Source organism: Pseudomonas sp. PKS (assembly GCF_051913525.1).
GTDB classification, from domain to species: Bacteria; Pseudomonadota; Gammaproteobacteria; order Pseudomonadales; family Pseudomonadaceae; genus Aquipseudomonas; species Aquipseudomonas guariconensis_D.
In genome coordinates, this window is sequence record NZ_JBEGDO010000001.1 from 228170 (window position 1) to 251914 (window position 23745).

General features: G+C 65.2%; 30 protein-coding genes and 1 pseudogene. 12 read left to right on the forward strand and 19 right to left on the reverse strand.

Translation table 11 applies throughout. The annotated features are described in order from the left end of the window. Positions 1-44: 44 nt before the first annotated feature. The 7 genes from hpaI to ABOA88_RS01120 form a co-directional block, all read right to left on the reverse strand. Positions 45-845 (reverse strand): 4-hydroxy-2-oxoheptanedioate aldolase, encoded by an 801-nt coding sequence (gene hpaI, locus ABOA88_RS01090; RefSeq protein WP_196168321.1) that lies wholly within the window; start codon positions 843-845, stop codon positions 45-47. Between the two features lie 9 nt (positions 846-854). Next, positions 855-1658, reverse strand: a complete 804-nt coding sequence (hpaH, locus tag ABOA88_RS01095) for a 2-oxo-hept-4-ene-1,7-dioate hydratase (RefSeq protein ID WP_367850784.1) — start codon at positions 1656-1658, stop codon at positions 855-857. Positions 1659-1665: 7 nt separating this feature from the next. Beyond that, positions 1666-2073, reverse strand: coding sequence for a 5-carboxymethyl-2-hydroxymuconate isomerase (locus ABOA88_RS01100; protein ID WP_367850785.1), 408 nt, complete (start codon positions 2071-2073; stop codon positions 1666-1668). A gap of 11 nt (positions 2074-2084) precedes the next feature. Next, positions 2085-3008 (reverse strand): 3,4-dihydroxyphenylacetate 2,3-dioxygenase, encoded by a 924-nt coding sequence (gene hpaD / locus ABOA88_RS01105; protein ID WP_197852893.1) that lies wholly within the window; start codon positions 3006-3008, stop codon positions 2085-2087. An 83-nt stretch (positions 3009-3091) separates the two neighbouring features. Then, entirely contained in the window at positions 3092-4552 is a 1461-nt protein-coding gene (gene hpaE / locus ABOA88_RS01110) for a 5-carboxymethyl-2-hydroxymuconate semialdehyde dehydrogenase (RefSeq protein ID WP_070092935.1), read from the reverse strand. A 2-nt stretch (positions 4553-4554) separates the two neighbouring features. Beyond that, positions 4555-5328 (reverse strand): fumarylacetoacetate hydrolase family protein, encoded by a 774-nt coding sequence (locus ABOA88_RS01115; RefSeq protein ID WP_367850786.1) that lies wholly within the window; start codon positions 5326-5328, stop codon positions 4555-4557. Between the two features lie 10 nt (positions 5329-5338). Beyond that, positions 5339-5998 carry a fumarylacetoacetate hydrolase family protein gene (locus tag ABOA88_RS01120; RefSeq protein WP_367850787.1) on the reverse strand — a complete coding sequence of 220 codons (660 nt, stop codon included), beginning with the start codon at positions 5996-5998 and terminating at the stop codon, positions 5339-5341. Between the two features lie 177 nt (positions 5999-6175). Between ABOA88_RS01120 and hpaA the strand changes: the two genes are divergently transcribed. Next, positions 6176-7072 carry a 4-hydroxyphenylacetate catabolism regulatory protein HpaA gene (gene hpaA, locus ABOA88_RS01125; RefSeq protein WP_196168328.1) on the forward strand — a complete coding sequence of 299 codons (897 nt, stop codon included), beginning with the start codon at positions 6176-6178 and terminating at the stop codon, positions 7070-7072. Positions 7073-7239: 167 nt separating this feature from the next. Then, positions 7240-7662 (forward strand): homoprotocatechuate degradation operon regulator HpaR, encoded by a 423-nt coding sequence (gene hpaR, locus ABOA88_RS01130; protein ID WP_196168329.1) that lies wholly within the window; start codon positions 7240-7242, stop codon positions 7660-7662. An 11-nt stretch (positions 7663-7673) separates the two neighbouring features. On the opposite strand, the gene ABOA88_RS01135 is transcribed toward hpaR, so the two are convergent. Beyond that, complete coding sequence (locus ABOA88_RS01135) at positions 7674-8270, reverse strand: TetR/AcrR family transcriptional regulator (protein WP_367850788.1); 597 nt, start codon at positions 8268-8270, stop codon at positions 7674-7676. Positions 8271-8550: 280 nt separating this feature from the next. Here ABOA88_RS01135 and ABOA88_RS01140 point away from each other — a divergent pair. From ABOA88_RS01140 to ABOA88_RS01160, 5 genes and pseudogenes are all read left to right on the forward strand, one after another. After that, positions 8551-8670: pseudogene (locus tag ABOA88_RS01140) on the forward strand (KGG domain-containing protein); the annotation flags it as partial. Positions 8671-8731: 61 nt separating this feature from the next. After that, the gene (locus tag ABOA88_RS01145) at positions 8732-8926 is read left to right on the forward strand and encodes a hypothetical protein (protein ID WP_196168331.1); all 195 of its coding nucleotides are present in this window, start codon (positions 8732-8734) and stop codon (positions 8924-8926) included. Positions 8927-8942: 16 nt separating this feature from the next. After that, entirely contained in the window at positions 8943-10274 is a 1332-nt protein-coding gene (locus ABOA88_RS01150; RefSeq protein WP_437437073.1) for an iron-containing redox enzyme family protein, read from the forward strand. Next, on the forward strand, positions 10274-11227 hold the full coding sequence (locus ABOA88_RS01155) for a methyltransferase (RefSeq protein WP_367850789.1): 954 nt from the start codon (positions 10274-10276) through the stop codon (positions 11225-11227). Before ABOA88_RS01150 ends, ABOA88_RS01155 begins: the two co-directional genes overlap by 1 nt. A 4-nt stretch (positions 11228-11231) precedes the next feature. Next, on the forward strand, positions 11232-12374 hold the full coding sequence (locus tag ABOA88_RS01160; RefSeq protein ID WP_367850914.1) for a carboxylate-amine ligase: 1143 nt from the start codon (positions 11232-11234) through the stop codon (positions 12372-12374). A gap of 47 nt (positions 12375-12421) precedes the next feature. Here the strand turns inward: ABOA88_RS01160 and ABOA88_RS01165 are convergent, their stop codons facing one another. From ABOA88_RS01165 to ABOA88_RS01175, 3 genes are read right to left on the reverse strand one after another with little or no spacing between them, the layout of a single operon-like run. Beyond that, on the reverse strand, positions 12422-12865 hold the full coding sequence (locus ABOA88_RS01165) for a DUF421 domain-containing protein (protein ID WP_367850790.1): 444 nt from the start codon (positions 12863-12865) through the stop codon (positions 12422-12424). 9 nt (positions 12866-12874) lie between these two features. Further along, the gene (locus tag ABOA88_RS01170) at positions 12875-13381 is read right to left on the reverse strand and encodes a hypothetical protein (RefSeq protein WP_367850791.1); all 507 of its coding nucleotides are present in this window, start codon (positions 13379-13381) and stop codon (positions 12875-12877) included. Positions 13382-13395: 14 nt separating this feature from the next. Next, entirely contained in the window at positions 13396-13899 is a 504-nt protein-coding gene (locus tag ABOA88_RS01175) for a CinA family protein (protein ID WP_367850792.1), read from the reverse strand. 171 nt (positions 13900-14070) lie between these two features. Here ABOA88_RS01175 and ABOA88_RS01180 point away from each other — a divergent pair, with 171 nt between their 5' ends. The 3 genes from ABOA88_RS01180 to ku all read left to right on the forward strand — a co-directional run bounded on the left by ABOA88_RS01180 (position 14071) and on the right by ku (position 16056). After that, positions 14071-14976 carry an SDR family oxidoreductase gene (locus ABOA88_RS01180; RefSeq protein WP_196168336.1) on the forward strand — a complete coding sequence of 302 codons (906 nt, stop codon included), beginning with the start codon at positions 14071-14073 and terminating at the stop codon, positions 14974-14976. A gap of 83 nt (positions 14977-15059) precedes the next feature. Then, positions 15060-15203, forward strand: a complete 144-nt coding sequence (locus ABOA88_RS01185) for a PSPA7_2676 family Cys-rich small protein (protein WP_279614947.1) — start codon at positions 15060-15062, stop codon at positions 15201-15203. Between the two features lie 10 nt (positions 15204-15213). Beyond that, positions 15214-16056 (forward strand): non-homologous end joining protein Ku, encoded by an 843-nt coding sequence (gene ku / locus ABOA88_RS01190; RefSeq protein WP_367850793.1) that lies wholly within the window; start codon positions 15214-15216, stop codon positions 16054-16056. Positions 16057-16142: 86 nt separating this feature from the next. On the opposite strand, the gene ABOA88_RS01195 is transcribed toward ku, so the two are convergent. Genes ABOA88_RS01195 through ligD form a run of 6 tightly spaced genes read right to left on the reverse strand, consistent with a single transcriptional unit; the run spans position 16143 to position 21957 of the window. Then, complete coding sequence (locus ABOA88_RS01195; protein WP_367850794.1) at positions 16143-16808, reverse strand: glycosyltransferase; 666 nt, start codon at positions 16806-16808, stop codon at positions 16143-16145. Continuing rightward, a complete protein-coding gene (locus ABOA88_RS01200; RefSeq protein ID WP_367850795.1) occupies positions 16805-17404 on the reverse strand; it encodes a class I SAM-dependent methyltransferase in 600 nt (199 codons plus the stop codon). Before ABOA88_RS01200 ends, ABOA88_RS01195 begins: the two co-directional genes overlap by 4 nt. A 17-nt stretch (positions 17405-17421) precedes the next feature. Further along, positions 17422-18177: a PIG-L deacetylase family protein gene (locus ABOA88_RS01205; protein WP_367850796.1), complete on the reverse strand. Its 756-nt coding sequence runs from the start codon at positions 18175-18177 to the stop codon at positions 17422-17424. After that, positions 18174-19217, reverse strand: a complete 1044-nt coding sequence (locus ABOA88_RS01210) for an acyl-CoA dehydrogenase (RefSeq protein ID WP_196168340.1) — start codon at positions 19215-19217, stop codon at positions 18174-18176. Before ABOA88_RS01210 ends, ABOA88_RS01205 begins: the two co-directional genes overlap by 4 nt. Further along, positions 19214-19462 (reverse strand): hypothetical protein, encoded by a 249-nt coding sequence (locus ABOA88_RS01215; RefSeq protein ID WP_196168341.1) that lies wholly within the window; start codon positions 19460-19462, stop codon positions 19214-19216. The genes ABOA88_RS01210 and ABOA88_RS01215 overlap by 4 nt, the downstream gene beginning before the upstream one ends. Then, a complete protein-coding gene (gene ligD, locus ABOA88_RS01220) occupies positions 19462-21957 on the reverse strand; it encodes a DNA ligase D (RefSeq protein ID WP_367850797.1) in 2496 nt (831 codons plus the stop codon). The genes ABOA88_RS01215 and ligD overlap by 1 nt, the downstream gene beginning before the upstream one ends. 158 nt (positions 21958-22115) lie before the next feature. Between ligD and ABOA88_RS01225 the strand changes: the two genes are divergently transcribed. Next, positions 22116-22583, forward strand: coding sequence for a phosphotransferase system, HPr-related protein (locus ABOA88_RS01225; protein ID WP_367850798.1), 468 nt, complete (start codon positions 22116-22118; stop codon positions 22581-22583). Between the two features lie 2 nt (positions 22584-22585). After that, complete coding sequence (locus ABOA88_RS01230) at positions 22586-22816, forward strand: metallothionein (RefSeq protein WP_367850799.1); 231 nt, start codon at positions 22586-22588, stop codon at positions 22814-22816. A gap of 31 nt (positions 22817-22847) precedes the next feature. Here ABOA88_RS01230 and ABOA88_RS01235 read toward each other — a convergent pair whose 3' ends face one another. Further along, positions 22848-23225: a Rho termination factor N-terminal domain-containing protein gene (locus ABOA88_RS01235; protein ID WP_367850800.1), complete on the reverse strand. Its 378-nt coding sequence runs from the start codon at positions 23223-23225 to the stop codon at positions 22848-22850. 90 nt (positions 23226-23315) lie between these two features. Further along, positions 23316-23744 (reverse strand): hypothetical protein, encoded by a 429-nt coding sequence (locus tag ABOA88_RS01240; RefSeq protein WP_367850801.1) that lies wholly within the window; start codon positions 23742-23744, stop codon positions 23316-23318. Position 23745 lies beyond the last annotated feature (1 nt).

The following is a 23745-nucleotide window of genomic DNA, read 5'->3' on the forward strand; positions in this document are numbered from 1 at the left end:
CTGCCGCGCTTTTGACGCTGGCTGCCGGGGCCAACAGGGTGGGTTTAGTAGACCCCGCTTGGTGCGATGCTTGCTTTCCCTTCCTTGAACGTGCCCACCAGCGCCTGCAACCCGCGCATCAGGACGGTGGTGTCCACACCGACAGCCACGAAGGCGGCTCCCAGTTCGATGTAGCGTCGGGCCAGCTTCTGGTCGGCGCTGAGAATCCCCGCGGCTTTGCCCGCTTGGCGAATCCGCACGATGGCGTCCTCGATCGCGGCCTGGACCTCCGGGTGTCCGGGGTTGCCGCGATGGCCCATGGCCGCGCTCAGGTCGGCTGGGCCGATGAACACACCGTCGACACCTTCGACCGCGCAGATCCCATCCAGGTTGGCCAGGCCTTCGCGGTTTTCGATCTGTACCAACAGGCACATCTGGGCATCGGCCTGGTCGAGGTAACCGGGAATCGTGTTCCAGCGCGAGGCCCGCGCCAAGGCGCTGCCGACACCGCGCACGCCGCTCGGCGGATAACGCATGGCGCGCACCAGCGCTCGGGCCTGATCGGCACTTTCGACCATGGGTACCAGCAAGGTCTGGGCGCCGATGTCCAGCACCTGCTTGATCAGCGCCGTGTCGCCGATCACCGGGCGGACCACCGCCTGGCTGGGGTAGGGGGCGATGGCCTGCAATTGGCCTAGCAGGCTGCGCAGGTCGTTGGGCGCGTGCTCGCCGTCGATCAGCAGCCAGTCGAAACCGGCATTGGCCGCCAGCTCCGCGCAATACGGGTCTGCCAGCCCCAGCCACAGGCCGATCTGCGTGTCGCCGCGTTGCAGGCGTTGCTTGAAGGTGTTGATGGGTATGTCCATGGCAAATCCTCAGACGAAGCGGCAGGCAATGGAGCCAAGCTGGTCATAGTCGACATGGAAGGTGTCGCCAGGGCTGGCTGCCACCGGGCGGGTGAAGGAGCCGCCGAGGATCACCTGGCCGGCCTCCAGCCCCACGTCATAGGGCGCCAGCTTGTTGGCCAGCCACGCGACGCCTTTGGCCGGGTGGTTGAGCACCGCGGCGGACACCCCGGACTCCTCGATCACCCCGTTGCGATAGAGCACCGCGGGCACTTTACGCAGGTCGATCTCGGTGGGGCGCACGGCGCGCCCGCCCATCACCACGCCCGCATTGGCGGCGTTGTCGGAGATGGTGTCGAAGACCTTGCGGGTGGCCTTGGTTTGCGGGTCGATCTGCTGGATGCGCGCATCGATGATCTCGAGCGCCGGGATCACCCACTCGGTGGCCTCCAGCACGTCGAACAGGGTCACGTTCGGCCCTTTGAGCGGCTTGCCGAGGATGAATGCCAGTTCCACCTCGACCCGAGGCACGATGAAACGGTCGAAGGGAATGTCGCTGCCTTCGTCGAAGAACATGTCGTCGAGCAATGCGCCGTAGTCCGGCTCGGTGATGTTCGACGACACCTGCATGGCGCGCGAGGTCAGGCCGATCTTGTGACCGACCAGCTTGCGCCCGTCGGCGATCTTGCGGGCCACCCAGGCGCGCTGGATGGCGTAGGCGTCTTCAATGGTGATGGCCGGGTGCTCCAAAGAGAACTGACCGACCTGTTCGCGTGAGCGCTCGGCCTGGTCGAGGCGGTCGGCGGCGTGCTGGATGATGCTGGCGTCGAGCATGGAAACCTCAAGGCTTGGAAAACAGAGGGTGCAGACTGCTGTGCTTGGCGTCGTAGACCTGGCCTGGGCTTTCGTCGATCTGCAGGGTCACGCCCACCGGGCGGAGTTCGAGCAGCGCGTCCAGGTGGCCGCGTAGCACGGCCAGCAGGCTGTCGCCGACCTGCTGGTGCACCCCACGGCTGCGTCCGGCCCCCATGCGCAGGTTGGCGTAGACAAAACCGTAGTTGCCCTGGCCGTCGGCGATCGCCGCATGGGCCGCCGGGTAGGCCAGCACGCGGGTGCCGCCGGTGGGAAACACCGGCCGGCCGGTCTCGTCGCGCTGCTCGAGCATGCAGTCGGCCAGGGCGCGGCACAGGCCACCGATGTTGGCGTCGGCTTCGATGTCCGGGCTGTAGAGCAGGACCAGATGAGGCATGGCAAGGCTCCTTAAAGACGGCTGGTGGAAGTCACGCCAGCGGGGTTCGAAGCCTGGGCGGCTGGAATGGCGGAGCCATCCTGTGGCGTGACGGGGAAGATGGCGTTGATCTGGCCAGTGCCCGAGGAGCCAAAGTAGGGCGTGACGACCTCGGCTTTGCCGTCGTACCGCGACCAGCCCAGGGCACCGAGCAGCATGGCGGTGTCATGCATGAAGCCTTCGCCGTGGCCCTTGACCGCGTATTCCGGGAGCATGGCGCAGAAGTCGGACCAATCGCCGTCTTCCCACATGCGCACCACGCGGTGGTCGAGGGTTTCCAGGAACGGGCTCCAGACCTTGGTGGCGAACTCCGGCGCCTGGCCGTTCTGGGCGAAGCGATGGGACAGCGAGCCGCTGGCCAGGAACGCCACGGTCCCGTCGTAGTGGTCTTCGACCGCCTTGCGCATGGCCCAGCCGAGGCGAGCACTGTCGTTGAGGTAGTGGGAGGTGCACAGCGCCGAAACCGAGACCACCTTGAAGTGCTGGTCGGCGTTCATGTAGCGCATGGGCACCAATGTGCCGTACTCCGGCGCCAGGGTGGTGGCGTCGTGGGCCATGGTCTCCACGCCCAGGGCGTTGCAGGTCTCGGCCAGCACGCGGCCCAGTGCCGGGTTGCCGGGGAAGGCATAGGGCATGTTGGCGATGAAGTGCGGCAGTTCGTTACTGGTGTACAGCCCCTCGAAGTGAGGCGCGCAATTGATGTGGTAGTTGGCGTTGACCAGCCAGTGGGTGTCGAACACCACGATGGTGTCCACGCCCAGTTCGCGGCAGCGGCGGCTGATCTCCAGGTGGCCATCGATGGCCGACTGGCGGAATCCCTGGCGCGGGCCAGGGAGTTCTGACAGGTACATGGACGGCACATGGGTGATCTTGGCGGCCAGAGCGAGCTTGCCCATGGGAATCTCCGGTGAAGTGTTGTTGTTCTGTGTCCATGATGGGGTAGACCCGCTCCCACAGAACACTGTGGGAGCCGGCAGCGCTAGATGCCCCAGCGCGGAATGTGATGGCTACCCATGGATATACACACGTTCTTGATCTCGGCGAACACCTCGAAGCTGTATTGGCCGCCTTCGCGCCCGGTACCCGAGCCTTTCACGCCCCCGAACGGCTGGCGCAGGTCGCGCACGTTCTGGCTGTTGATGAACACCATGCCCGCCTCGATGCCCCGGGCCAGACGATGGGCCTTGCCAATGTCCTGGGTCCAGATGTACGAGGCCAGGCCGTACTCGGTGTCGTTGGCCAGGCGCAGCGCCTCGGCTTCGTCCTTGAACGGGATCAGGCACACCACCGGGCCGAAGATTTCCTCCTGGGCGATGCGCATGCGGTTGTCCACGTCGGCGAACACCGTGGGCTGGATGAACTGCCCCTTGGCCAGGTGCGCCGGCAGGCCTGCCGGACGCTCCAGGCCACCTGCGACCAGGCGTGCGCCTTCTTCGATACCGATGCGGATGTAGCCTGTGACCTTGTCGTAATGCTGCTGGGTGATCATCGAGCCGACCTGGGTCTTCGGATCGGTCGGATCGCCGACGATCAGCCGCTTGGCACGGGCGGCGAACTGCGCCACGAACTGCGGGTATACGCTTTCCTGGATGAAGATACGGCTGCCGGCAGTGCAGCGCTCGCCGTTGAGCGAAAATATCGTGAACAGCGCAGCATCCAGGGCGCGTTCAATGTCGGCGTCCTCGAAGATCAGCACTGGCGACTTGCCGCCCAGCTCCATGGAGTATTTCTTCAGGCCCGCGCTCTGCATGATCTTCTTGCCGGTGGCGGTGCCGCCGGTGAAGGAGATCGCCCGCACGTCCGGATGGCGCACCAAGGCGTCACCGGCGGTGGCGCCGTAGCCCTGGATCACGTTGAGCACGCCGTTGGGGATGCCGGCTTCTACCGCCAGGCGGCCCAGCTCGTTGGCGGTCAGGGGGGAAAGCTCGCTCATCTTCAGCACTGCGGTGTTGCCCAGGGCCAAGCACGGCGCGGTCTTCCACGTCGCGGTCATGAACGGCACGTTCCATGGAGACACCAGACCGCACACACCCACCGGCTGGTACAGGGTGTAGTTGAGCATCTGGTCATCCACCGGGTAGGTGTGGCCATCCATGCGCGTGCAGACTTCGGCGAAGAAGTCGAAGTTGTGCGAGGCACGCGGGATCAGCACGTTCTTGGTCTGGTGGATCGGCAGGCCAGTGTCCAGGGTTTCCAGCTCGGCCAGCTTGGGCACGTTCTGGTCGATCAGCTCGCCCAGGCGACGCATCAGCCGGGCGCGCTCCTTGGCCGGGGTGTTGGCCCACTTGGGGAAGGCTTCCTTGGCGGCGGCCACGGCCTGGGCCACTTCCTCGGCACCGCCGCTGGCCACTTCACCGATGGCATCGCCGGTGGCCGGGTTGTAGTTGATGAAGGTGTCGCGGCTCTCGACTTCGCGGCCGTTGATCCAATGCTTGATCATGCTCATGCCTCTTTTGCTTTCAGGGCGAAGAACTCGGCTTCGCTGACGATTCGGTTGACCAGACGGCCCACGCCTTGCACTTCCACCACCACTTCATCGCCTGGCACCACGTCGGCCAGGCCTTCCGGCGTGCCGGTGGCGATCATGTCGCCCGGCTGCAGGGTCATGAAGCTTGAGAAGTATTCGATGAGATACGGGATGTCGAAGATCATGTCCGCGGTGGTGCCTTCCTGTTTCAGCTCACCGTTGATCCAGGTGCGCAGCTTCAGGTTGGACGGGTCCGGTACATCGGCGGCGTCGACGATCCACGGGCCGACGGGGGTGGTGGCATCGCGGTTTTTCACCCGCAGGTTGGGGCGGTAGTAGTTTTCCAGGTAGTCGCGGATGGCGTAGTCGTTGCACACCGTGTAGCCGGCCAAGTAGTCGAGGGCGTCCTCGCGCTTGACGTTGCGCGCCGGCTTGCCGATCACCGCCACCAGCTCGCACTCGTAGTGCATGTAGGCGACGTTGTCCGGGCGCCAGGTGACCTGGTTGTGACCGGTGTAGGTTCCAGGGGACTTGACGAACGCAAGCGGCTCGGTGGGCGGGGTGAAGGCAAGCTCGGCGGCATGGTCGGCGTAGTTCAGGCCCAAGGCGAACATGGTGCCGTTGGCCGGCGGCAGCCAGGTGACCTGGTCGGCGGCCACCCGGCGGCCATCGGCCAGGAGCAGGTGCTGGTCATTCTCGACGATGGCCGTGTGGACCTGGCCGTCGAACTGGATACGGGCGTGTTTCATGGTCAGATCCTCATTCGGCGACGATGGTATTGATCAACTGGCCGAGGCCATCGATCTCCACGGTCACCCGGTCACCGGGCAATACATCGACGCGGCCTTCCGGGGTGCCGGTGATCAGCACATCGCCGGCGTGCAAGGTCATGAACTCGCTGATCTCAGCAATCAACTGGGCCACGCTGCGCACGCAGTTGGCGGTGTTGTTGTGCTGGCGCAGTTCGCCGTTGACCAGCAGGCGAATCCCCAGGGCCTGGGGGTTGGGCACTTGCGCGGCAGGCACCAGTTCAGGGCCGAGCGCACAGAAGCCATCACGGCACTTGGCCTTGACCGCCGGGCGGTAGTAGCTGTCCTCAGGCAGGCTGAACTCATTGACGATGGTGTAGCCGGCCACATGCGCCAGCGCGTTTTCCACGCTGACCCGGCTGGCGTCCTTGCCGATCACTACGCCCAGTGCCGGCCCAGGTTGCAGGCGATCGACTGCCGAGGGGTAGGTGACGGGCTGGCCGTGCTGGTTGCGGGTATTAGGCGTCTTGATGAACAGCACCGGCTTGACCGGCGGCTGTTTGTAGGGCGGCGTGTTGAAGGCGGTGAGGTGCTGCTGCAGCAAGCCCTGGTAGTTCAGGGCGACGCCGAACAGGGTGCCGCTGGCAACCTCGTGCAAGGCACGGCTCATGCTTTTCTCCTGGCGGTAGGCGAAGCGATGGGGGAGCGCTTCTTGGCATTTTTGTTAATGTGTTAACGTTATAATTAATATGTTAACAATCGTCAAGGCGCTGCCGGGACGATTCGCGACCACCGGCCGGTGCTACCATGGATGCCGGCCCGACTCGCCAGCCCGCACGAGCACGACATGAAAGAGCGACAGCCGATCCCCAACATCAACATCGGTCAGGTGTACGACCAGCGCTACAGCGAGAGCGAGGTCCACTACGACCGGCTCGGCAACCTGGCCGGTTTCTTCGGGCGCAACATGCCGGTGCACCGGCACGACCGTTTCTTCCAGATTCATTTCGTCAAAAGTGGCAGCGTGCGGGTCTACCTGGACGAGCAGCGCTATCACGAGGCTGGGCCGATGTTCTTCCTGACCCCGCCGACCATTCCTCATGCCTTCGTCACCGAACCCGACGCCGACGGCCATGTGCTGACCGTGCGCCAACAACTGGTGTGGCAACTGCTGCAAGCTGAGCCTGGGTTGATGACCGGGCCGCGGTTGGCACCGGCGTGTGTCGCCCTGGGGCGCCTGCAAGGCCAGGCCGCGATCGATGCGCAGCAGCTTGAGGTGCTGTTCGACATGCTCGGCGCCGAGATCGGCAGCAATCGGCCAGGGCAGGGCACCGCGGTGCAGGACCTGGCCCGGTTGGTGATGATCGGCCTGCTACGGCTGTGCGCCAATTCGCTGGAGGCGACCCCGGCACGGCATGAGGATCTGCGGCTGTTCAATCGCTTCAACGAATTGATCGAGCAGCATTACCTGGAACACTGGACGCTGCCGGCCTATGCCGTCGCCCTCGGCGTGACCGAGGCACGGCTGAACGACGTGTGCCGGCGCATCGCGGACCTTCCGTCCAAGCGCCTGGTGTTCGAGCGACTGATGCAGGAGGCCCGGCGCTTGCTGCTGTACACCGGTGGCTCGGCCAACGAGATCTGCTATCAGCTGGGCTTCAAGGACCCGGCCTATTTCAGCCGGTTCTTCCAGCGCCATGCGCAGATGACGCCAGGGGAGTACCGTCAGCGCCAGACGCGGTGAATGCGTGTGGCCAGCGCTGCGCGTCCGTGAGCCAGGACAGGACGCTGGACAGAACCCCTGCAAATGTATTTCACTTTGTTAATATCTTAATGAAGTGCTGCGCACACGCCTTGTCCCCAAGGTCGCAGCCCCGTAGATTCCTGGCTTTGCAACCTGAACTGATGAGCATGACCTTACCAAGACCCTCCCTGACCCTGACCCTCCTGCAGGCCCGCGAAGCAACCATGGCGTTCTTCCGCCCGGCCCTCAACGCCCATGACCTGACCGAGCAGCAATGGCGGGTGATCCGCATCCTGCGTCAGCAGGGCGAACTGGAAAGCCACCAGCTCGCCGACCAGGCCTGCATCCTCAAGCCGAGCATGAGTGGCGTGCTCAAGCGCCTGGAGCGCGATGGCCTGGTGGGCCGACGCAAGTCTCCCGAGGACCAGCGCCGCGTTTTCATCAGCCTCACTGTGCGTGGGCAGCAACTGTTTCTGGCCATGAGCGAGCAGATGGAGCGCAACTATCAGGAGATCCAGCGTCAGTTCGGCAGCGACAAGCTCGAACAACTGATGGGCCTGCTCAACGAGCTCAAACGCATCAAGCCCTGAGCCGCTGGCCCTCAGCGGCTGGTCAAGGCCAGCGAGTCGTCGAGAATCTTCAGCAGCGATGCCGCCCGCCGTGCGTAAACCGCAGGGTTGGCGTACATCAACTCCACATGCAGGCTGTCGATGATCCCCAGGTACGCATCGCCATAAAGCTCCAGCTTGGTGCCGTCGCTGCGGGCCCAGGCATGGCGCTCGCGCAGGGCCTGGCAAAAGCCCAGGCGGATGCGCTCCAGGTAGGCTTCGAACCCTGAGGTGACCAGCCGCTTGAGCGAAGCGGGCGGCAGAAAAGCCGCGCGCAGCACGAATCGCAGGCTGGGCGAGCTGGCATAGCGGTCGGCCAGGTCCAGGGGGTGTCGGTGCCCTGGCGGCAGCGCCTGTGCCGACTCCCGGGCAAACGCGTCTTCGACGTAGGCCGTTTCTTGTGCCAGGGCTCGCTCGAAGGTCTTGGCGAACAAAGCATCCTTGTTGGCGAAATGCGCATACAGCGACGCCTTGCGCATGCCGGCCTGGGCGGCGATCTCGCTCAATGACGAGCCATCGTAGCCGTGATCGGCAAAGTGGCCCGCGGCGGCATCGCAGACGCGCAGGGCGGACGGGGTCAAGGCTTTCACAGGCGCACTCCAGGCTTGCATCGGGTTGGAGCGCGATTGTGTTGCTCGTGGGGGACGGGGTCAAACCTTCGGCGCGGCGCTGGCCAGGCATTGGCGTGCCAAATACCTGGGCTGGGGTTTTTATTGCCGTCGGTCAGCGTGTGCGCAGATAAAGCGAATCTCCTTGCTTGCCGGGTACTCGACACTATGCACGGCCGCTGTCGTGCATTCCTTGAGCCACATGAGGTGAAAGACCATGGCTAACAAAGAGACCAGCAAAAGCGGCAGCCAGGGCGGATCGAAAAATCCGGGCAACTTTGCCAACGACCGGGAGAAAGCCTCCGAAGCCGGCCGCAAAGGCGGGCAGCAATCCGGCGGTGGCCGGTCGAGCGACTCCAGCCGCAAGGGTGGCCGCTCGTAAGCAAGGCAACGCAGTGCCGGGCCTTCCCGGCACTGCGATCAACTGGCCAGGAGGACGCGCCATGCGAATAGCTCCAATGCTTTGCCTGTTGGGCGGCCTGACGATGCTCGGCGGTTGTTTCGATCGCGACGACGACCATCCGGCGAAGGATGCCGACCCCAGCAAGCCTTCGTTGCAAATGCAACAACCTGACAAATCGGCCACTGAGCCTGCTCCCCCATCGCAACCGATGCCATCCCAGGATCCCGACAACTGATCGCAAGGAGTAAGGCATGAGGGTGATGACCTGCGAGACCACCGTCCCCGCGACGCTGGCCCCGGCCACGAGCGAGAGCCTGGAACGGCGCTACCAGGCCTTGCTGGCGGGCCGATGCACCGATGGCCAGCAGTGGCTGGAACACCAACTCGAACGTGCCGACGCGCTGCCGGACGATTTGCCTGCTTCTCCCGCGCAGCTGGATCACTGGTCCGCCTGCCGTGCCGCCAGCGTGGCCGAGCAGTACGCGCCGTATCTGCAGGCACGGCGTCATGGTGCGGCGCGTCAGTACTTTGCCAATCGTTCCCAGGCCTTGTGGTTCCTGCAACAGGTTGCCCCGACCAAGGCGGTGGATGGTGCCTGGTTGCAAGGTGTCCTGCATCACTGGCATGACCCGCGCTACCACGGCCTGATCCGCACCTACCTCGAAGAGCTTGGCGAGGGCGACCCGCGCTGCAATCACGTGCTGATCTACCAGCGGCTACTCAGCCGCGTGGGCTGTCAGGAGCTGTTGCCCCTGGCCTCGGCGCGCCATCTGCAGGGCGCCCTGCAATTGGCCTTGGGGCAGCACTTCGATGCCTTCCTGCCTGAGGTGATCGGCTACAACCTGGGCTACGAGCAACCCCCATTGCACCTGTTGATCACCACCCATGAACTGGCGGAGCTGGGCATCGACGGCCACTATTTTCAGCTGCATGTGACCATCGACAACGCGGCCAGCGGCCATGCCCGCAAGGCGATCCATGCGCTACGCCAACTCTTGCCGGGACCAGGTGGCGAGGACTTCTACCGACGCGTCCGGCGTGGCTATCGCCTGAACGACCTGGTCACCGACACGCCCAGCCTGATCGCCAGCTTCGACCTGGAGGGCGAACTGCTCGCTGCCCTGGAGCGCAAGCGCCTGTTCGGTCAACGCATGCATTCAGACCATTGCCGGCTGCAGGGGCGCACCCTCAACCAGTGGCTGAGCGCTCCGGGCGCCATGCCGGGGTTGCTCAAGGCGTTCGAGCAGCACGGTTGGGTGCGCCGCGGTGAAGATCCGGCCAATAGCCGCCTGTGGCGATTGATCGAGGGGCCTGACGCGGCCATGTTCGGGGTGTTCAGCGCCTACGAGAAGCAACTGTGGCACGACTGGATCGCCCAGCATTGGGAGGGCAACGGTGTACGTCGCGTACTGCCAGGCAGTTGGCAGCTCGACTTCGCCCCGGATGACGCGTCGCTCGACCAGGCGCCGGTGCAGGATCTGATCGCGCGCATGGCCGGCAATGGTCACGCCTCGCCCGAGGGGCTACGCGCCACCCGCGCCTACATCCAGGCCACTGGCCTTGCCCAGGAGGAGCCCTACTGATGCAACTGAACCCGGAACAGGTCCAGGCCGATCAAGCCCTGCTGCAACTGGGGCGACGCCTGCGCGCGGACGGTTATCGCTTCACCTGCGTGACCCCTGCAACCCATGCCCGCAACAACGCCCGTGAAGGCAACGAGCGGGCCCGCACGCTGCGCGACGTCTTCGGGTGGAGCCGGCCATTTGCACCTGGGCTGATTTCGGCCGATGAGTTGCAGCAGTTGCAGGCAGCCCACGTGTTGGTGGGCGAGGGCGATCTGCTGCGCAGCACCGTGCGCTGGTCCAGCCTGGACGATCTGCTGCTGGTGCATTCGGCGTTTCCCACCGACGCCAGTGATGCGGTGTTCTTCGGCCCGGACAGCTACCGCTTCGCCCAGGTCATCCATGACCACCTGCAGCGCACCCCAAAACCCGTGCAACATGCCGTGGACATCGGTTGCGGCACAGGCGTCGGCGCCTTGCTCATCGCCCGTGCCGCGCAGCATGCGCAGGTCAGTGCGGTGGACATCAACCCGCTGGCCTTACGCTACACCGCCATCAACGCGGCGCTGGCCGGTGTGGGCAACCTCTCGGTGGAGCCGAGCGACCTGCTCGACGGCATCGGCGGCACGTTCGACCTGATCGTGGCCAACCCGCCCTATATGCTCGATGCCAGCGAGCGTGTGTATCGCCATGGCGGCGGGGCGCTGGGCGCGCAGTTGTCCTTGCGCATCGTCGAGCAGGCGTGTGAACGCCTGAGCCCCGCTGGCACCTTGCTGCTTTACACGGGGGTGGCGATCGTCGAGGGGCGCGATGCCTTGCTCGAAGCCATCCGCCTGCGCCTGGCTGGGCCGCAGTGGAGCTGGGTATACCGGGAAGTGGACCCGGACGTGTTCGGCGAGCAATTGCTGGAACCGGGCTACGAACGGGTCGAACGCATCGCGGCGGTGGCCCTGACCGTGACACGCAATGGGTAAGGGCGTGCAGCGGCCTTTGAGTTTTGGCATCGAGGAGGAATACCAGCTGGTGGACCTACGCAGCGCGCGGGTGCTGGCCACCCCTGCGCTGGCGGTGGCCAGGCGCTGCCGAGAAGTCATGGGCAAGTATTTTGCCGAGGAGATGTTTCGCAGCCAGATTGAAGTCGCCTCTCCGGTGTTCACCCACCTGCACGAGGCGCAGGGCTTTCTGCTCGACAGCCGGCAGCGCCTTGGCGAGGCATTGGCCCAGGAAGGTATTGGCCTTTACTGCGCCGCCAGCCATCCCAGCGCCCAGTGGTTGCGCCAGCGCGCCCGGACCACGCCGCACTATCGCCAAGTATTCGACGACTACCAGCACGTGGCCCGGCGCAGTCTGTTGTCCGGGCTGCATGTTCATGTGGGCGTGCCCCCCGGGTGCGATCGGATTCAGTTGATCAACCGCTTGCTGTACTGGCTGCCGCTGTTTCTGGTGCTGAGCACTTCATCGCCGTTGTGGGGCGGCCAGACCACAGGTTTCATGAGCTATCGACGGGTGATCTGCGCCGAGTGGCCGCACATGGAGCTGCCGGAGCCATTGGCGGACTGGGAGGCGTACCAGCGCTACCGGGCCTTGCTGGAACGCACCGGTGCTTTGGCAAAGGAAGGAGATTTCTGGTGGGCGATTCGCCCGTCGCGGCGGTTTCCCACGGTGGAGCTGCGCATCTGCGACGCGTGCCCACGGCTGGAGGATGTGCTGTGCATCGCTGGCCTGTTCCGTCACCTGGTACAAGGCCTGGCGGTGGATCACTACCAGGCCACGCCGGTCAACCGCGAAGTGCGCTGGATCACCCAGGAAAACTATTGGCGGGCCAAGCGCCATGGTCGGCACGGGCAGTTCATTGGTGTCCACGATCAGGCGCCGGTGACTGCCGAGGGCTGGCTGGCCCAGCTGTTGGCGCAGTTCCCGGCGGACACGCTGGATGCGCAGCGCGCAGTGCTTCAGGCCCAGCGCATCCTGCGCGAAGGCACCAGCGCCGACCGCCAGCTCCACTGCCTGGAGCAGGCTCGCAGTGGCGGGCGCGACGTGCGCCAGGCCCTGCATGCGGTGGTCGATCAGGTGTTGGCAGAAGGCGCCCAGCAGAGCGCTTCGCACCCCGTTGGCGGGTAAACCTGCGAAGAAGACGCCGGATGCTAAGCAAACGCCAGAGATCTGGCTTATTGCTCTTTGATGATCGAGATCTTGCCGTTGCGTTCGACAATGGCGTAGCGGATCTGCTCGACCGTCTCGATACCCTGGCTGTCGCGCGCCGACTCGAGGACATCATCCTCGGTCAGGCGTGCCTTGCGCATTCGCCCATGCAAAAAGCGCCCGTGCTCGACCACCAGCGTGGCATGACCGTCCAGCACCCGGGCCAGGCGCTTGGAATTGAGCTTGGCCAGCGACAGCCCGACGTCCAGCACGATCAAGGTGGCGATCACCAGCATGGCGTTGATGAAGGAAAAGTCTTCGCCCAACAAGGCCTGCTGGGTCGCTTCGCCGATGATCATCAACAAGACGAAATCGAAGGTGGTCAGGTCGCTCAGGGAGCGGCGACCGGCGATGCGAAACAGCAGCATCAAGGCGACGTACATGCCGGCGGCGCGCAGAATCGAGTCCATGGCAGCCCCCTACGGATAGATGAAACTGGAAAAGCGCGCCACGCTGTCCGGCCCCAGGCTCACACGGCCTTCCAGGCTGCCAGGGGTGTCCGCGCGCAGGGTCAGGTACAAGCTCGCAGTGCCGTCCGTGCCGGTCCCCAGCTGTAGCGCAAGCCCTTGGCCCTCGGACTGGGAGCGCAACGGCTGGGGCTGCAGGGTCTCGAGGCTCGCTTCGCGAAACAGCGCTCCGTCCAGCAGGACCTGTACCTGTCCGTTGTGCGGGCCACGTACCGTGATCAGCAGGTGCTCCGTCACTCCGCTGCGGCTCAAGCGCGCGTATTGCACCTGCACGCGCCCGTCGGCGCTGTTGGCCTGGCCCTGGCTCAACGGGCCACGGCCGAACAGCCCCGCGAGGGCCAGCAGCATCACCAGCGACAACACGTACCAGCCGACCCGCTCGAAGCGCCAGACCCGCTGCTGCATGGCCATGTTTTCCTCGATCGGCTGGTGGCGTGAGCGCTGCTCGTCCTCGGTCATGGTCAGGACTTCCCTCAGGCGCGTTCGCCGCGCAGCCAGCGTTCGTGGTAGTGCAGCAAGCGCGTCAGGCCATACAGTGCACCCTGGCGCAGCACTTCAGGGCGATCGCCGAAAAAGCGCTGGCTGCGGGTGAACACGGCTATCGATTCATCCTGAAACGCCCAAGCAAAGCACAAGGTGCCCGGCGCGATACCGTCGGTGCCTTCCGGGCCGGCCACGCCGGTGGTGGCGATGGCCACATTGGCAGTGCTGTCCTTGAGCGCGCCGAGGGCCATTTCCCAGGCCACGGCCTCACTGGTCAGGCCGTAGCGTTCGATGGTCACCGGGCTCACCCCGAGCAGCCGTTGCTTGGCCTTGGGTGAATAGACCACGTAGCCGCTTTCCAGCGACTCGCCCACGCCGGGGTGTTCCGCCAACAAGGCGACCATGCGCCCGGCGGTGCAGGATTCGGCGGTGGTCAATACCAGGGCATGTCGCTTCAGGTAATCCAGTACGTGCTGTACAGGGTCTTCGCGCATCGGGGTTGCCTCGTTGGAGCCTTTTGCGATGGACGTCGGCCTCGGGCAAATGGTTCAGACCGTTGCGCCTTACCACCCGTCGGTGCGTATGACGGGCCGAACAAACCTTCGATCCTGACGCTGCCTCGAAAGCTGTAGCGACCCATCGATTGGCCTAGTAAGGAGCGCACCATGCCCAACAGACCCCGCGACCAGTTCAGCATGCAGAACCCGCTGACTCAGTATCCGCATCCGCCATTTCCCGACCAGACCCAGGCCCCACCGGGGCTGGATGCGAACATGCAGCCCAAGCCCGACCACGGCGAGGACACCTACAAAGGCTTCGGCCGCCTGGCCGGACGCAAGGCGCTGATCACCGGTGCCGACTCTGGGATCGGCCGCGCCGTGGCGATCGCCTTTGCCCGCGAGGGGGCTGACATCGCACTCAACTACATGCCCATCGAGCAGGCCGACGCGCGCGAAGTGATCACGCTGATCGAGGCCGAAGGGCGCAAGGCCATCGCTCTGCCGGGCGATCTGAAAGACCAACGTTTCTGCGGTGACCTGGTCGACCAAGCCCACGAGCAGTTGGGCGGCCTGGACATCCTGGTCAACGTCGCCGGCAAGCAAGAGGCGCGCAAGGACATCAGCCAGATCAGCCACGAGCAGTTCGATCACACGCTCAAGACCAACGTCTATGCGCTGTTCTGGCTGTGCCAGGCAGCGGTGCCTTTGATGCCGGCCGGCGCGACCATCATCAATACCGCCTCGATCCAGTCCTACCAGCCGTCGGCCACCTTGCTGGACTACGCCACCACCAAGGCCGCCATCGTGGCCTTCACCAAGGCTCTGGCCAAGCAGGTGATCGAGCGCGGCATCCGGGTCAATGCCGTGGCTCCGGGGCCGATCTGGACCGTGTTGCAACCCAGCGGTGGCCAGCCCCCGGAGAAAATCCCAGAGTTCGGCTCGCAGACCCCGATGAAGCGCCCCGGCCAGCCAGCGGAGTGCGCGCCGCTGTATGTGCTGCTGGCGTCCCAGGAGTCGAGCTACATCACAGGTGAGGTGTTCGGTGTCACCGGCGGCAACCCGCTGCCATGAACCGGTGCGAGTAAACCTTCCCGGCGCCGTGCAGTCCTTGAAAGTAAGGGCCCAGTAGGTGCTTAGGGCCAAGGAGGTGGCTGATGAGCTTCATCTGCCTGTTGCGCGGCTGCCAGTGGGGCGCCGTCCTGACCTGTGAATTCCCCGGGCTGCAGTGCCAATGCTGCGAGCGCTGTGGCGCGTTGCGCTACTGCCGGCCCGGGCAACCGTTTGAACCTGGAACCTAGGAGCTAAGCCATGGCCCGGGCAATCTGGAAAGGCGCGATCAGTTTCGGTCTGGTGCACATCCCGGTCAGCCTCAACACGGCGGTACGCACCGAACGCGTCGACTTCGACTGGCTGGACAAACGCAGCATGGAGCCGGTGGGCTACAAGCGCGTGAACAAGGTCACCGGCAAGGAAATCGACAAGGAACACATCGTCAAGGGCGTGGAGTACGAAAAAGGCCGTTATGTGGTCATCAGCGAGGAGGAAATCCGTAACGCCCGTCCCGAGGCGACCCAGACCATCGACATCTTCTCGTTCGTCGATGCCGCCGACATCCCGTTGCAACACTTCGACACCCCGTACTACCTGAGCCCCGACCGGCGCGGCGGTAAGGTCTACGCCCTGTTGCGCGAGACCCTGGAGAGCACCGGCAAAGTGGCCTTGGCCACCGTGGTGCTGCATACCCGTCAGCACCTGGCACTGCTGCGGCCGCTAGACGAGGCACTGGTGATGATTACCTTGCGCTGGCCTGAAGAGGTCCGTGGCCTGGAGACCTTGGAACTGGACAAAAGCGTCACCGATGCCAAGGTCGACAAGCGCGAGCTGGACATGGCCAAGCGCCTGGTCGAAGACATGAGCGGGCCCTGGACGCCTGAGGACTATCACGATGCGTTTCGCCAGACCATCCTGGACCTGGTCGAGGAAAAGGCGGCCAAGGGCAAGATCAGCGTGGTGGAAAAAGGCGAGGGGGCGACGACGCAGAAGGGCGCGGATATCGTCGACCTTACCGAACTGCTCAAGCGCAGCCTCGGTGGTGGCAAGAAAGCCGCGCCGGAGAAAAAGCCGGCCAGGCGTTCGCGCAAGGCCTCCTGAACGGGGCCGCAGCGCGGTCCATCGTAGGCTACGCCAGCGCCCACGACAGTTGAGTTCGCGCACCTTCGTGGCGAGGCCTGCAATGGTCATCCTGTAACCGAACCCTCCAGGCTCGCCAGGTAATCCCCAAACCCTTCCCGGGCCCTGCTATCGCGTCGGCTGCTGGTGGCCACGCTATGTCGGGCCGTCCAGACGATCTGCGCGCCGCTGGCCTCCAGCGCCCGCACCAGGTGTACATCCTCATGGGCGGGCAATGGCGCGAACCCGCCAGCACGCTCATAAGCCTGGGCACACACACCCAGGTTGGCGCCATGGATATGCCGGTGGCCATCCCTGGCTTCGTAGCGGCTGCGGTAACGCTGGCGCAACGCAGCGCTTTGCCATGGCTGCCAGCGCTCGATGTGCACGGTGCCGCACACTGCATCGGCTGCGAATTGCAGTTGAGACAGTAGCCAGTGCGCCGGTACCCGGCTGTCGGCGTCGGTGAAGGCCAGCCATTGCGCGCCACGCTCGAGCATCCATGCCGCGCCTGTGCGGCGGGCGATGCCGACATTGCCCGCATCCACCGCCAGGGTCGCTACGCCATGGCGGACGGCAATCGCGGCACTGGCGTCGTTGCAACGGTCGAGCACCACCAGTACCTGCACCGTCCGGCCCGCGCGTTCGGCCTCCAGGGCGGCGCGTTTCACCGCGCGCAGGCAATGCCCCAGGTGCCGGGCCTCGTTGTGGGCGGGGATGACCACGCCGATCATGGGCAGGTCTCGTCCAGGTCCACCACACTGGGCTGGCACGACCAGTACTCAAGCAGAAAATCCGCCTCTTCATGACGCAGCACCGGGTACAGCGGCAGGTGCCGGGCGATCAGCTCGTGCACTTCGCGACCCTCCTGAGGGCAGCCGACGATCGGGTGGCGCCAGTGGCAGGCGAGCAAGCCGCCGTCATGGCTGAGGCTGGCCACCGACTGTTCGATCACCTGCAGCCAGTCGGTCGGGTCCAGGTAATAGCCGATCTCGCTCAGGACGATCAGGTCGAACTGGCCGCCGGGCCAATCGCCCGGCAAGCGGCCTTGTTCGACCTGAACGTGGGTGGCAGCAACCAGGCGTTCGCGGGCAAGGCCCACGGCCGTGGCGTCGATGTCCTGGCACAGGAGCGTGGCGCAGCGCTCGGCCAGTAGAATGCTCAACTCGCCGTTTGCGCAGGCGGGCTCGAAGATGCGCCGATAGCACTGTTGCGGCAGGCTGGCGAGCACCAGCTCGCGCTTGCGCCGCTCGTACCAGCGGGTGCGGAAGGCCCAAGGGTCGTCGCTGGTGGCGTACAGGTTGGCGAAATACTGCGCTTCGAGGCTCATGGCGACTCCGTTTGCATTCAAAGCAGAACCAGTTCGAAAGGCTGCAAAAGGCACTCCAGCAAGGTGGGCTTCAATACTGGCGCTCGTTCGCCGTCAGGCTGCAGTTGGCTCAGGTACGCGGACAGCGCCTGGCGCTTGCGGGCCAGGCGGGTTTCATCCAGTGCGATGCGGTGCGCCCGTGGCCAAGGCAGGCTAGGATCGTCCGCGCGGGCCCAATGCCACGCCCAGACCGGCACTTCGGCCAGTTGTACCTTGCGGGCCTTGCAGGCCTGGGCGGCGGCGCGACCGACCGCTTCGTGATCGGCATGGCCATCGCCGCGCCAGGTCGTCAGCAGCAGGTCGTCGGCCTTGAGCAGTTGGCCAAGGTAATTGACCAGAAAGGCTTCGTCGCGGGGCACTGCACCGTCCTTCAGGTGTAGGCGCTGCCAGTCCAGCTGCGCAAGATCAAGGCCCAGCAGCTGCAGCGCCTGACGGCTTTCCAGCGGTCGTTGCCGGCGCAGGCGATGCTCGGTCCACTGGCTGGAGCCGGGGTGACTGGCCTCGCCGTCGGTGACGGAGACCAACAGCAAGTCGTGCTCGCGCCCGGCGAAACCTGCGAGCAGGCCACCGGCCATGAGGATTTCGTCGTCCGGGTGAGGGGCCACCAGTACCAGGCGCCGACCGGATGGGCACAGTTGGTCGGGGGTGATCCACGTGGCCCGGGCCAGGTGCGCGGCCTGTTGCCACTGGCTCCACGGGGTACCGCTACTGCTGCTGATCGGGTCGTCGGTCATAGCTGCCACGCCCCCGCCGGCATCTGGGCCAGTTGTTGCCCGAGCGCCGCCAGGTCCCGCTCGGCATGGCTCTGGCGCAGGTACACCGGCAGGTCGGCGCTCAGCCGGGCGAAGTGGCTGCTGCGGCAAAAGGGGGTGGCACCCAACGCCCGGCCTACATGGTGGATGATCTGCTCGACCGCGTGCTCGACCTGGGCGCGGGTGCGGCGCACTTCGAAGCTCGCGTCGGCGGTGGGCTGCCGGTCGATCCAACCGGCACATTCGCGCAGCGCAGCACGAGCGCCGTACAGCGCGGCATCCACCGCGCCCAGGTGCGCCTGGGCGTGGGCGTCCGGTGTCGGCTTGCGGCAATGCTCGCGCAGGTAATCGGCCAAGGCCTCGGCTGCGCCGTACCAGCAGGCGGCGATCCCCGCGCCGCCGTGCCAGAACCCAGGGCGCCGGAGGTATTGCCCGGGGCGGCCCACGGCAATCCCCGGTGCATCGTCGAAGCTGATCTCCACGCTGGTGGTGGTTGCCATGCCCACGGCTTGCCATTGTTCCACCTGGATACGCTGGTTGGGATGGGCCAGTTCGATCGCCACCAACTGGGGTTGGCCGTCATCGCCCCAGGCCGTGATCAGTGCCCGGTCGATCTGCAACGCCCCGGAGCACCAGGCTTTGCGTCCACCCAGTCGTACGTGATCGCCATGACGGGCGAGGATGCGGGCCTGGGCATCCGGCGGTTCGGCGGCCCATACGCCCCAGACGCCGTCGCCCACCAGGTGCGGCGCAGCACATTCGGCGAGGATCGCCAGGGCATCGGTGTGCCCTTCGTAGAGCTTGGCCAGGGCCAGGTCGCAGCCGGCAATGCGGGCGAGGGTCTGCCAGCGCTGCAGGGTGTGTCCTTGACCGGGCAGGGGCAGCAGGTCGAGATGATCGGCCTGCAAGGCCTGCATCAGCTCAGGCAACTGGGTATCGAGGTTCAACGCCTGGGGGCGTTCGGTGAACGTGCGCAGCAGGCGGTCGAGGTGGGTCAGGTCGAAGTCCTGGATGATGCTCATGCGCTCGGCTCCCCTATGGTGTTCTTCTTCCAGCCGCGCAGGTTCATGGCGCACAGGCAGAACTGCAGCACGACCAAGGCCCAGGCCTGTACCTGCCAACCCCAGATCACCCACAGTACGTTGCTGCTGATGAAGCAGCAGAAGCCCACCCGGCGTCGACGTGGCTGGCGGGAGCCGATGCACCAGGCAGCCAGCACGGTCAGCAGCATGGCAGGCCATTGCAGTTGGTCGAGCAGCACCGCCATCAGTTCAGGCCCATCTGTTTGCGCATGCGCGCGGTGATCGACTGGCGTGTCTTGGCAAGATCCGCCCAAGGGTCGTCGACTTCGGCCAGACGCTCGGCCAGGTTGCCGATGTGCCATTGGTTGGCGCCCTTGAGTTGGGGTAGCTCCTCGCGCCAGATCGGCACCGACACTGGCAGGCCCTCACGGGCGCGCAGGGAGTAAGCGCAGACCGTGGTCGCGCCTTTGCCGTTGCGCAGGTAGTCGATGAAGATGCGCCCGACACGATTCTTGGGGCCGGACACCGCACTCAGGCGCTCGGGGAAGAGCCGGGCCAGGTATTGGACGATGGCGTGGCTGAAGTCTTTCACCTCATCCCAGCCTGCGCGGCGCGTCAGCGGCACCACCAGGTGCATGCCTTTGCTGCCGCTGGTCTTGAGAAACACGTTCAGGCCCAGCTCGTCGAGCAAGGTGAGGGTCAGTTGCGTGGCTTCCAGCATGGCCTTCCAAGGCAGCGCCGGGTCTGGGTCCAGGTCGAGGACGAAGCGATCGGGTTTGTCGAAGTCCTTGTCGGTGCCGTTCCAGGTGTGCAGTTCGAGCATGTTCATCTGCACCGCACCCAACAGGCTTTCGGCACTGTTGAGGATCATCGCCGCCTGGCCGGCCTGGGCTTTGCTGTAGCTCACCACGTCTGGAATGTGCAGTTGCCCGGCGTTTTTCTGGAAAAACAGCTCGCCGCTCAACCCATCTGGAGCCCGCACCAAAGCCACGGGGCGATCCTTGAGCTGCGGCAGGATCCACGGCGCCACCTGGGCGTAGTACTCGGCGACCTGGCGCTTGGTCACGCCGCTGCTGGCGTCGATCACCCGGTCCGGATGGGTCAGGCGCAGGTCACCGAGCATGGGCTGGGGCGAGGGCTTGGCGACGCGGGTCTTGGGCATGGCGCGCTCCAGATCGATGGCGGTGGCGGGCTTGTCGTCGCGCAGGCCATGGAACACCGAGTGGCGCACCACGCCGTCACGGGTCATCTGGGCATAGGCGACCTCGGCCAGCAGTTGGGGCTTGAGCCAGTGCACCCCGCGGGCCTCGGCGCCGGCCGGCGGCTTGACCAGGGCGGGCTTGTCCACCTCCAGCGGCTTGAGCCGGGCGTGGATGCTGTCCAGCGTGGTAGTGCTGAACCCGGTGCCGACCTTGCCGGCGTAACGCAGCTGGCCGCTGTCGTTGTCATGCAGGGCCAGGAGCAGGGCGCCAAAGCCGTTGCGACTGCCCTTGGGTTCGGTATAGCCGACGATCACGAACTCCTGGCGTTGTTTGCACTTGAGCTTGATCCAGTCGCTGCTGCGCCGACCGCTATAGGGGCTGTCGGCGCGCTTGCCGATCAGGCCTTCTAGCTCCAGGCGACAGGCCCTGTCGAGCAGCGAGTCGACGGGCTGGTCGAAGTCGGCCGAATACTTGACCTGCTCCGACTCACGGCCCTCCAGCAATTGCCGCAAGGTCTCGCGTCGATCCTGCAACGGCACTTGGCGCAGGTCCTGGCCGCCGAGAAAGGGCAGGTCGAACACGTAATAGGTGATGCGCTCGTCATGCTCGGTATCGAAGGCGTTCTGCAGGGCCTGGAAGTCGGCCAGGCCGTTTTCGCCAGCCACCACTACCTCGCCGTCGAGCCAGGCGGACTTGAGCTTTAGATCGCGCAGGGCCTGCACCTGGTGCGGCATCTTCGCGCTCCAGTCGTGGCCATTGCGGGTGAACAGGCGCACGTCCGCCCCCTCGATACGGGCGAGAATGCGGTAGCCGTCGAACTTGACCTCGTAGTGCCAGTCACCGGCCGGTGGAGCGTCCACCAGGGTCGCCAGTTGTGGTTGCAGATGGTCGGGCAACGCGGCGTTCTTGGCGCTGGCAGGCCGTGATCGGGGGCTGGCCGCGCGCTTGGTAGGCATTGCTGGGACCTTGGCCCGGCGCGGCAGCAATGTGCGCTCGCTCAGCACGCTGTCGGGCTGGGCTTCGACGATGCTGTATTCGCTTTCGCTGCGGGCCTGGTCATCGTCGGACTTGACCAGCATCCACTGCTCCTTCTTGCCGGCCAGGTGGGTGCGGAACAGGTTCCAGACCCCGGCGAGCTTCTCGCCTTGCAGGCGAAAACGCAGCTTACCCTTGGCATAGGCACTGCGAGGATCACCCTCCGGCTCCCAGACACCTCGGTCCCAGACGATCACATCGCCGGCCCCGTAGTGCCCTTCGGGGATATGACCTTCGAAATCGGCGTAGTCGAGCGGGTGGTCCTCCACATGGATGGCCAGGCGACGGACCTTGGGGTCCAGCGAGGGGCCCTTGGGGATGGCCCAGCTCTTGAGGGTGCCGTCCAGCTCCAGGCGAAAGTCGTAATGCAGGTGGCTGGCGTCGTGTTTCTGGATGCAGTACTGCAAGGCATGCGCCGGCCGGCCTCCGCGTTGGGTGCCGGCCGGCTCGGGCGTGGCGTTGAAGTCGCGCTTGCGCTGGTACTCCTGCAGGGGCTTGGCCATGGCGGGCTCCGGAGGGTTCGCGGGTCTCTAGAGGTGGGAGGGAGCGTCGCGCTTGAGAGTTCAGATTTTTTACCGCGTCTGCGCCGCCGGGCAGAAACTCTGAATCATTGCCCGGCGCTGGCAGTCGACCGCATGAACCCACCTGACGGAGAGCCCAGATGCCCCAGCCAGATGATCCGAAAACCAGGCCCCCGGTTGAAATCGACGATACCGAGGACCGGATGGACAGTGTGCGTGAGCTGGATTTCAGCGACCGCCAAGACGAGCGCGAAGGCCGCGCGGGGGACGAGCGCCCGGCCCAGGAAGTCGCCCAGGAGTACCCACCAGAACGCGTGGCCGAAAGCGGCATGACCGGCGGCGAAGCCCTTAGCGACAGCCTGCATGAAGACAACGTCACCCTCGACGACCTGAGCCCGGACACCCTCTATGACCAGACCGGCGCCCGTGACCCGCGCGAACCCGGTGTCGGCGGCCCGTCAGACAAGACCCTGCGCAGGGTGGAGGAGCACGAGATTGGCGGTGGCATTGGCCTGGACGAGGCTGAACTGGCCCGCTCCGCGCCCCTGGATGGCGAGCCGTGGACCGACGAGGTTTCGCCGACCGATGAAGATGATGAAAGGAGCTGACCATGACCGAGCAACGTTGTGCCTGTAATCATTGTTCCTGCACCGTGGATGCCAATGCGATCCTGCAGGATGACAAAGCCTACTGCTGCGAAGCCTGCGCCACCGGCCACCGCAATGGTGAGCCGTGCCGCATGGCCGATTGCAACTGTGCCCAGATGGTCCAGCCCAAGGAAAGCAACGTGGATAACGCGCTGGACGAAACCTTCCCGGCCAGCGATCCGATCTCGCCTTGACCGTTATGGGGGCCGCCAGGCGGCCCCTTGCTCAGGCCGCCTGGCGCAACGCGTCGATCAGCTCAGCCTTGCGCATGCTCGAGCGCCCGGCGATGTGTTGTTTGCGCGCCCGCTCCATCAGTTCGGTCTTGGTCATGTCTTCCAACTGCTGCCCAGGCCGAGGCACGCCACGGCGCGTCGCAGCGGCGCGCTTGGCCGAGGACTCGCGGGACTTTTGTTTGGCCTGCGGGCTTTTCTTCTGGCCCGAGCCGCCTTTGCGCTCGCCACCGCCTGACTGTTTGTTGACCGTGGCCCAGGCGCGAGACTCGGCTTCGTCCTTGGACTCGCCCTTGGCTTCGTAGCTTTCCTCGATGTGCTCGGCCTTGCGTTTCTGTTTGTCGGTGTATTTGTCTTTGTCTCCACGCGGCATGGCGGTTATCTCCCGGGTGTTGGAAATCGTTGTCGATTACTACGGCTGAACCCGCGCCAGGCCGCGTCGTTCCTCGGTTTCGACCGACGGTCAATGGGTTTGCCAGATCCCGTTATGGCGTTCGCAGTCGGCGTGTGCCTGACCTAGGCTCGGTGTGTCGTAGTAGTAGGTGATCACCCGGGCGTCCTTGGGCAGGGCCGGACGGGTCGAGGGCTGGTCGCGCCCAGCAGCGTTGGGGTTGGCCAGCGACTCTTGGGTCAGCGGCGCGATGCAACTGCCGACACTGCCATCGGCGCAGCGAGGCACGGTGTGCTTCTGGGTACTGAGCATGTCCTTGCTCTCGTTGCTGCACGACCAGACGATGGCTTCGGCGGGCATGTTGCTGTAGCTGTAGCAGGTGTGCCGCGTCACCGGCTGTACCGCTTCGCTGGAGGATCGGGTGAGCACGTCGCAGGCCTCTGCCAGTGCCTGGGTGCTGGCCAGGCTGGCGAGGATCAACAGCACAAAGGGAAAACGCATC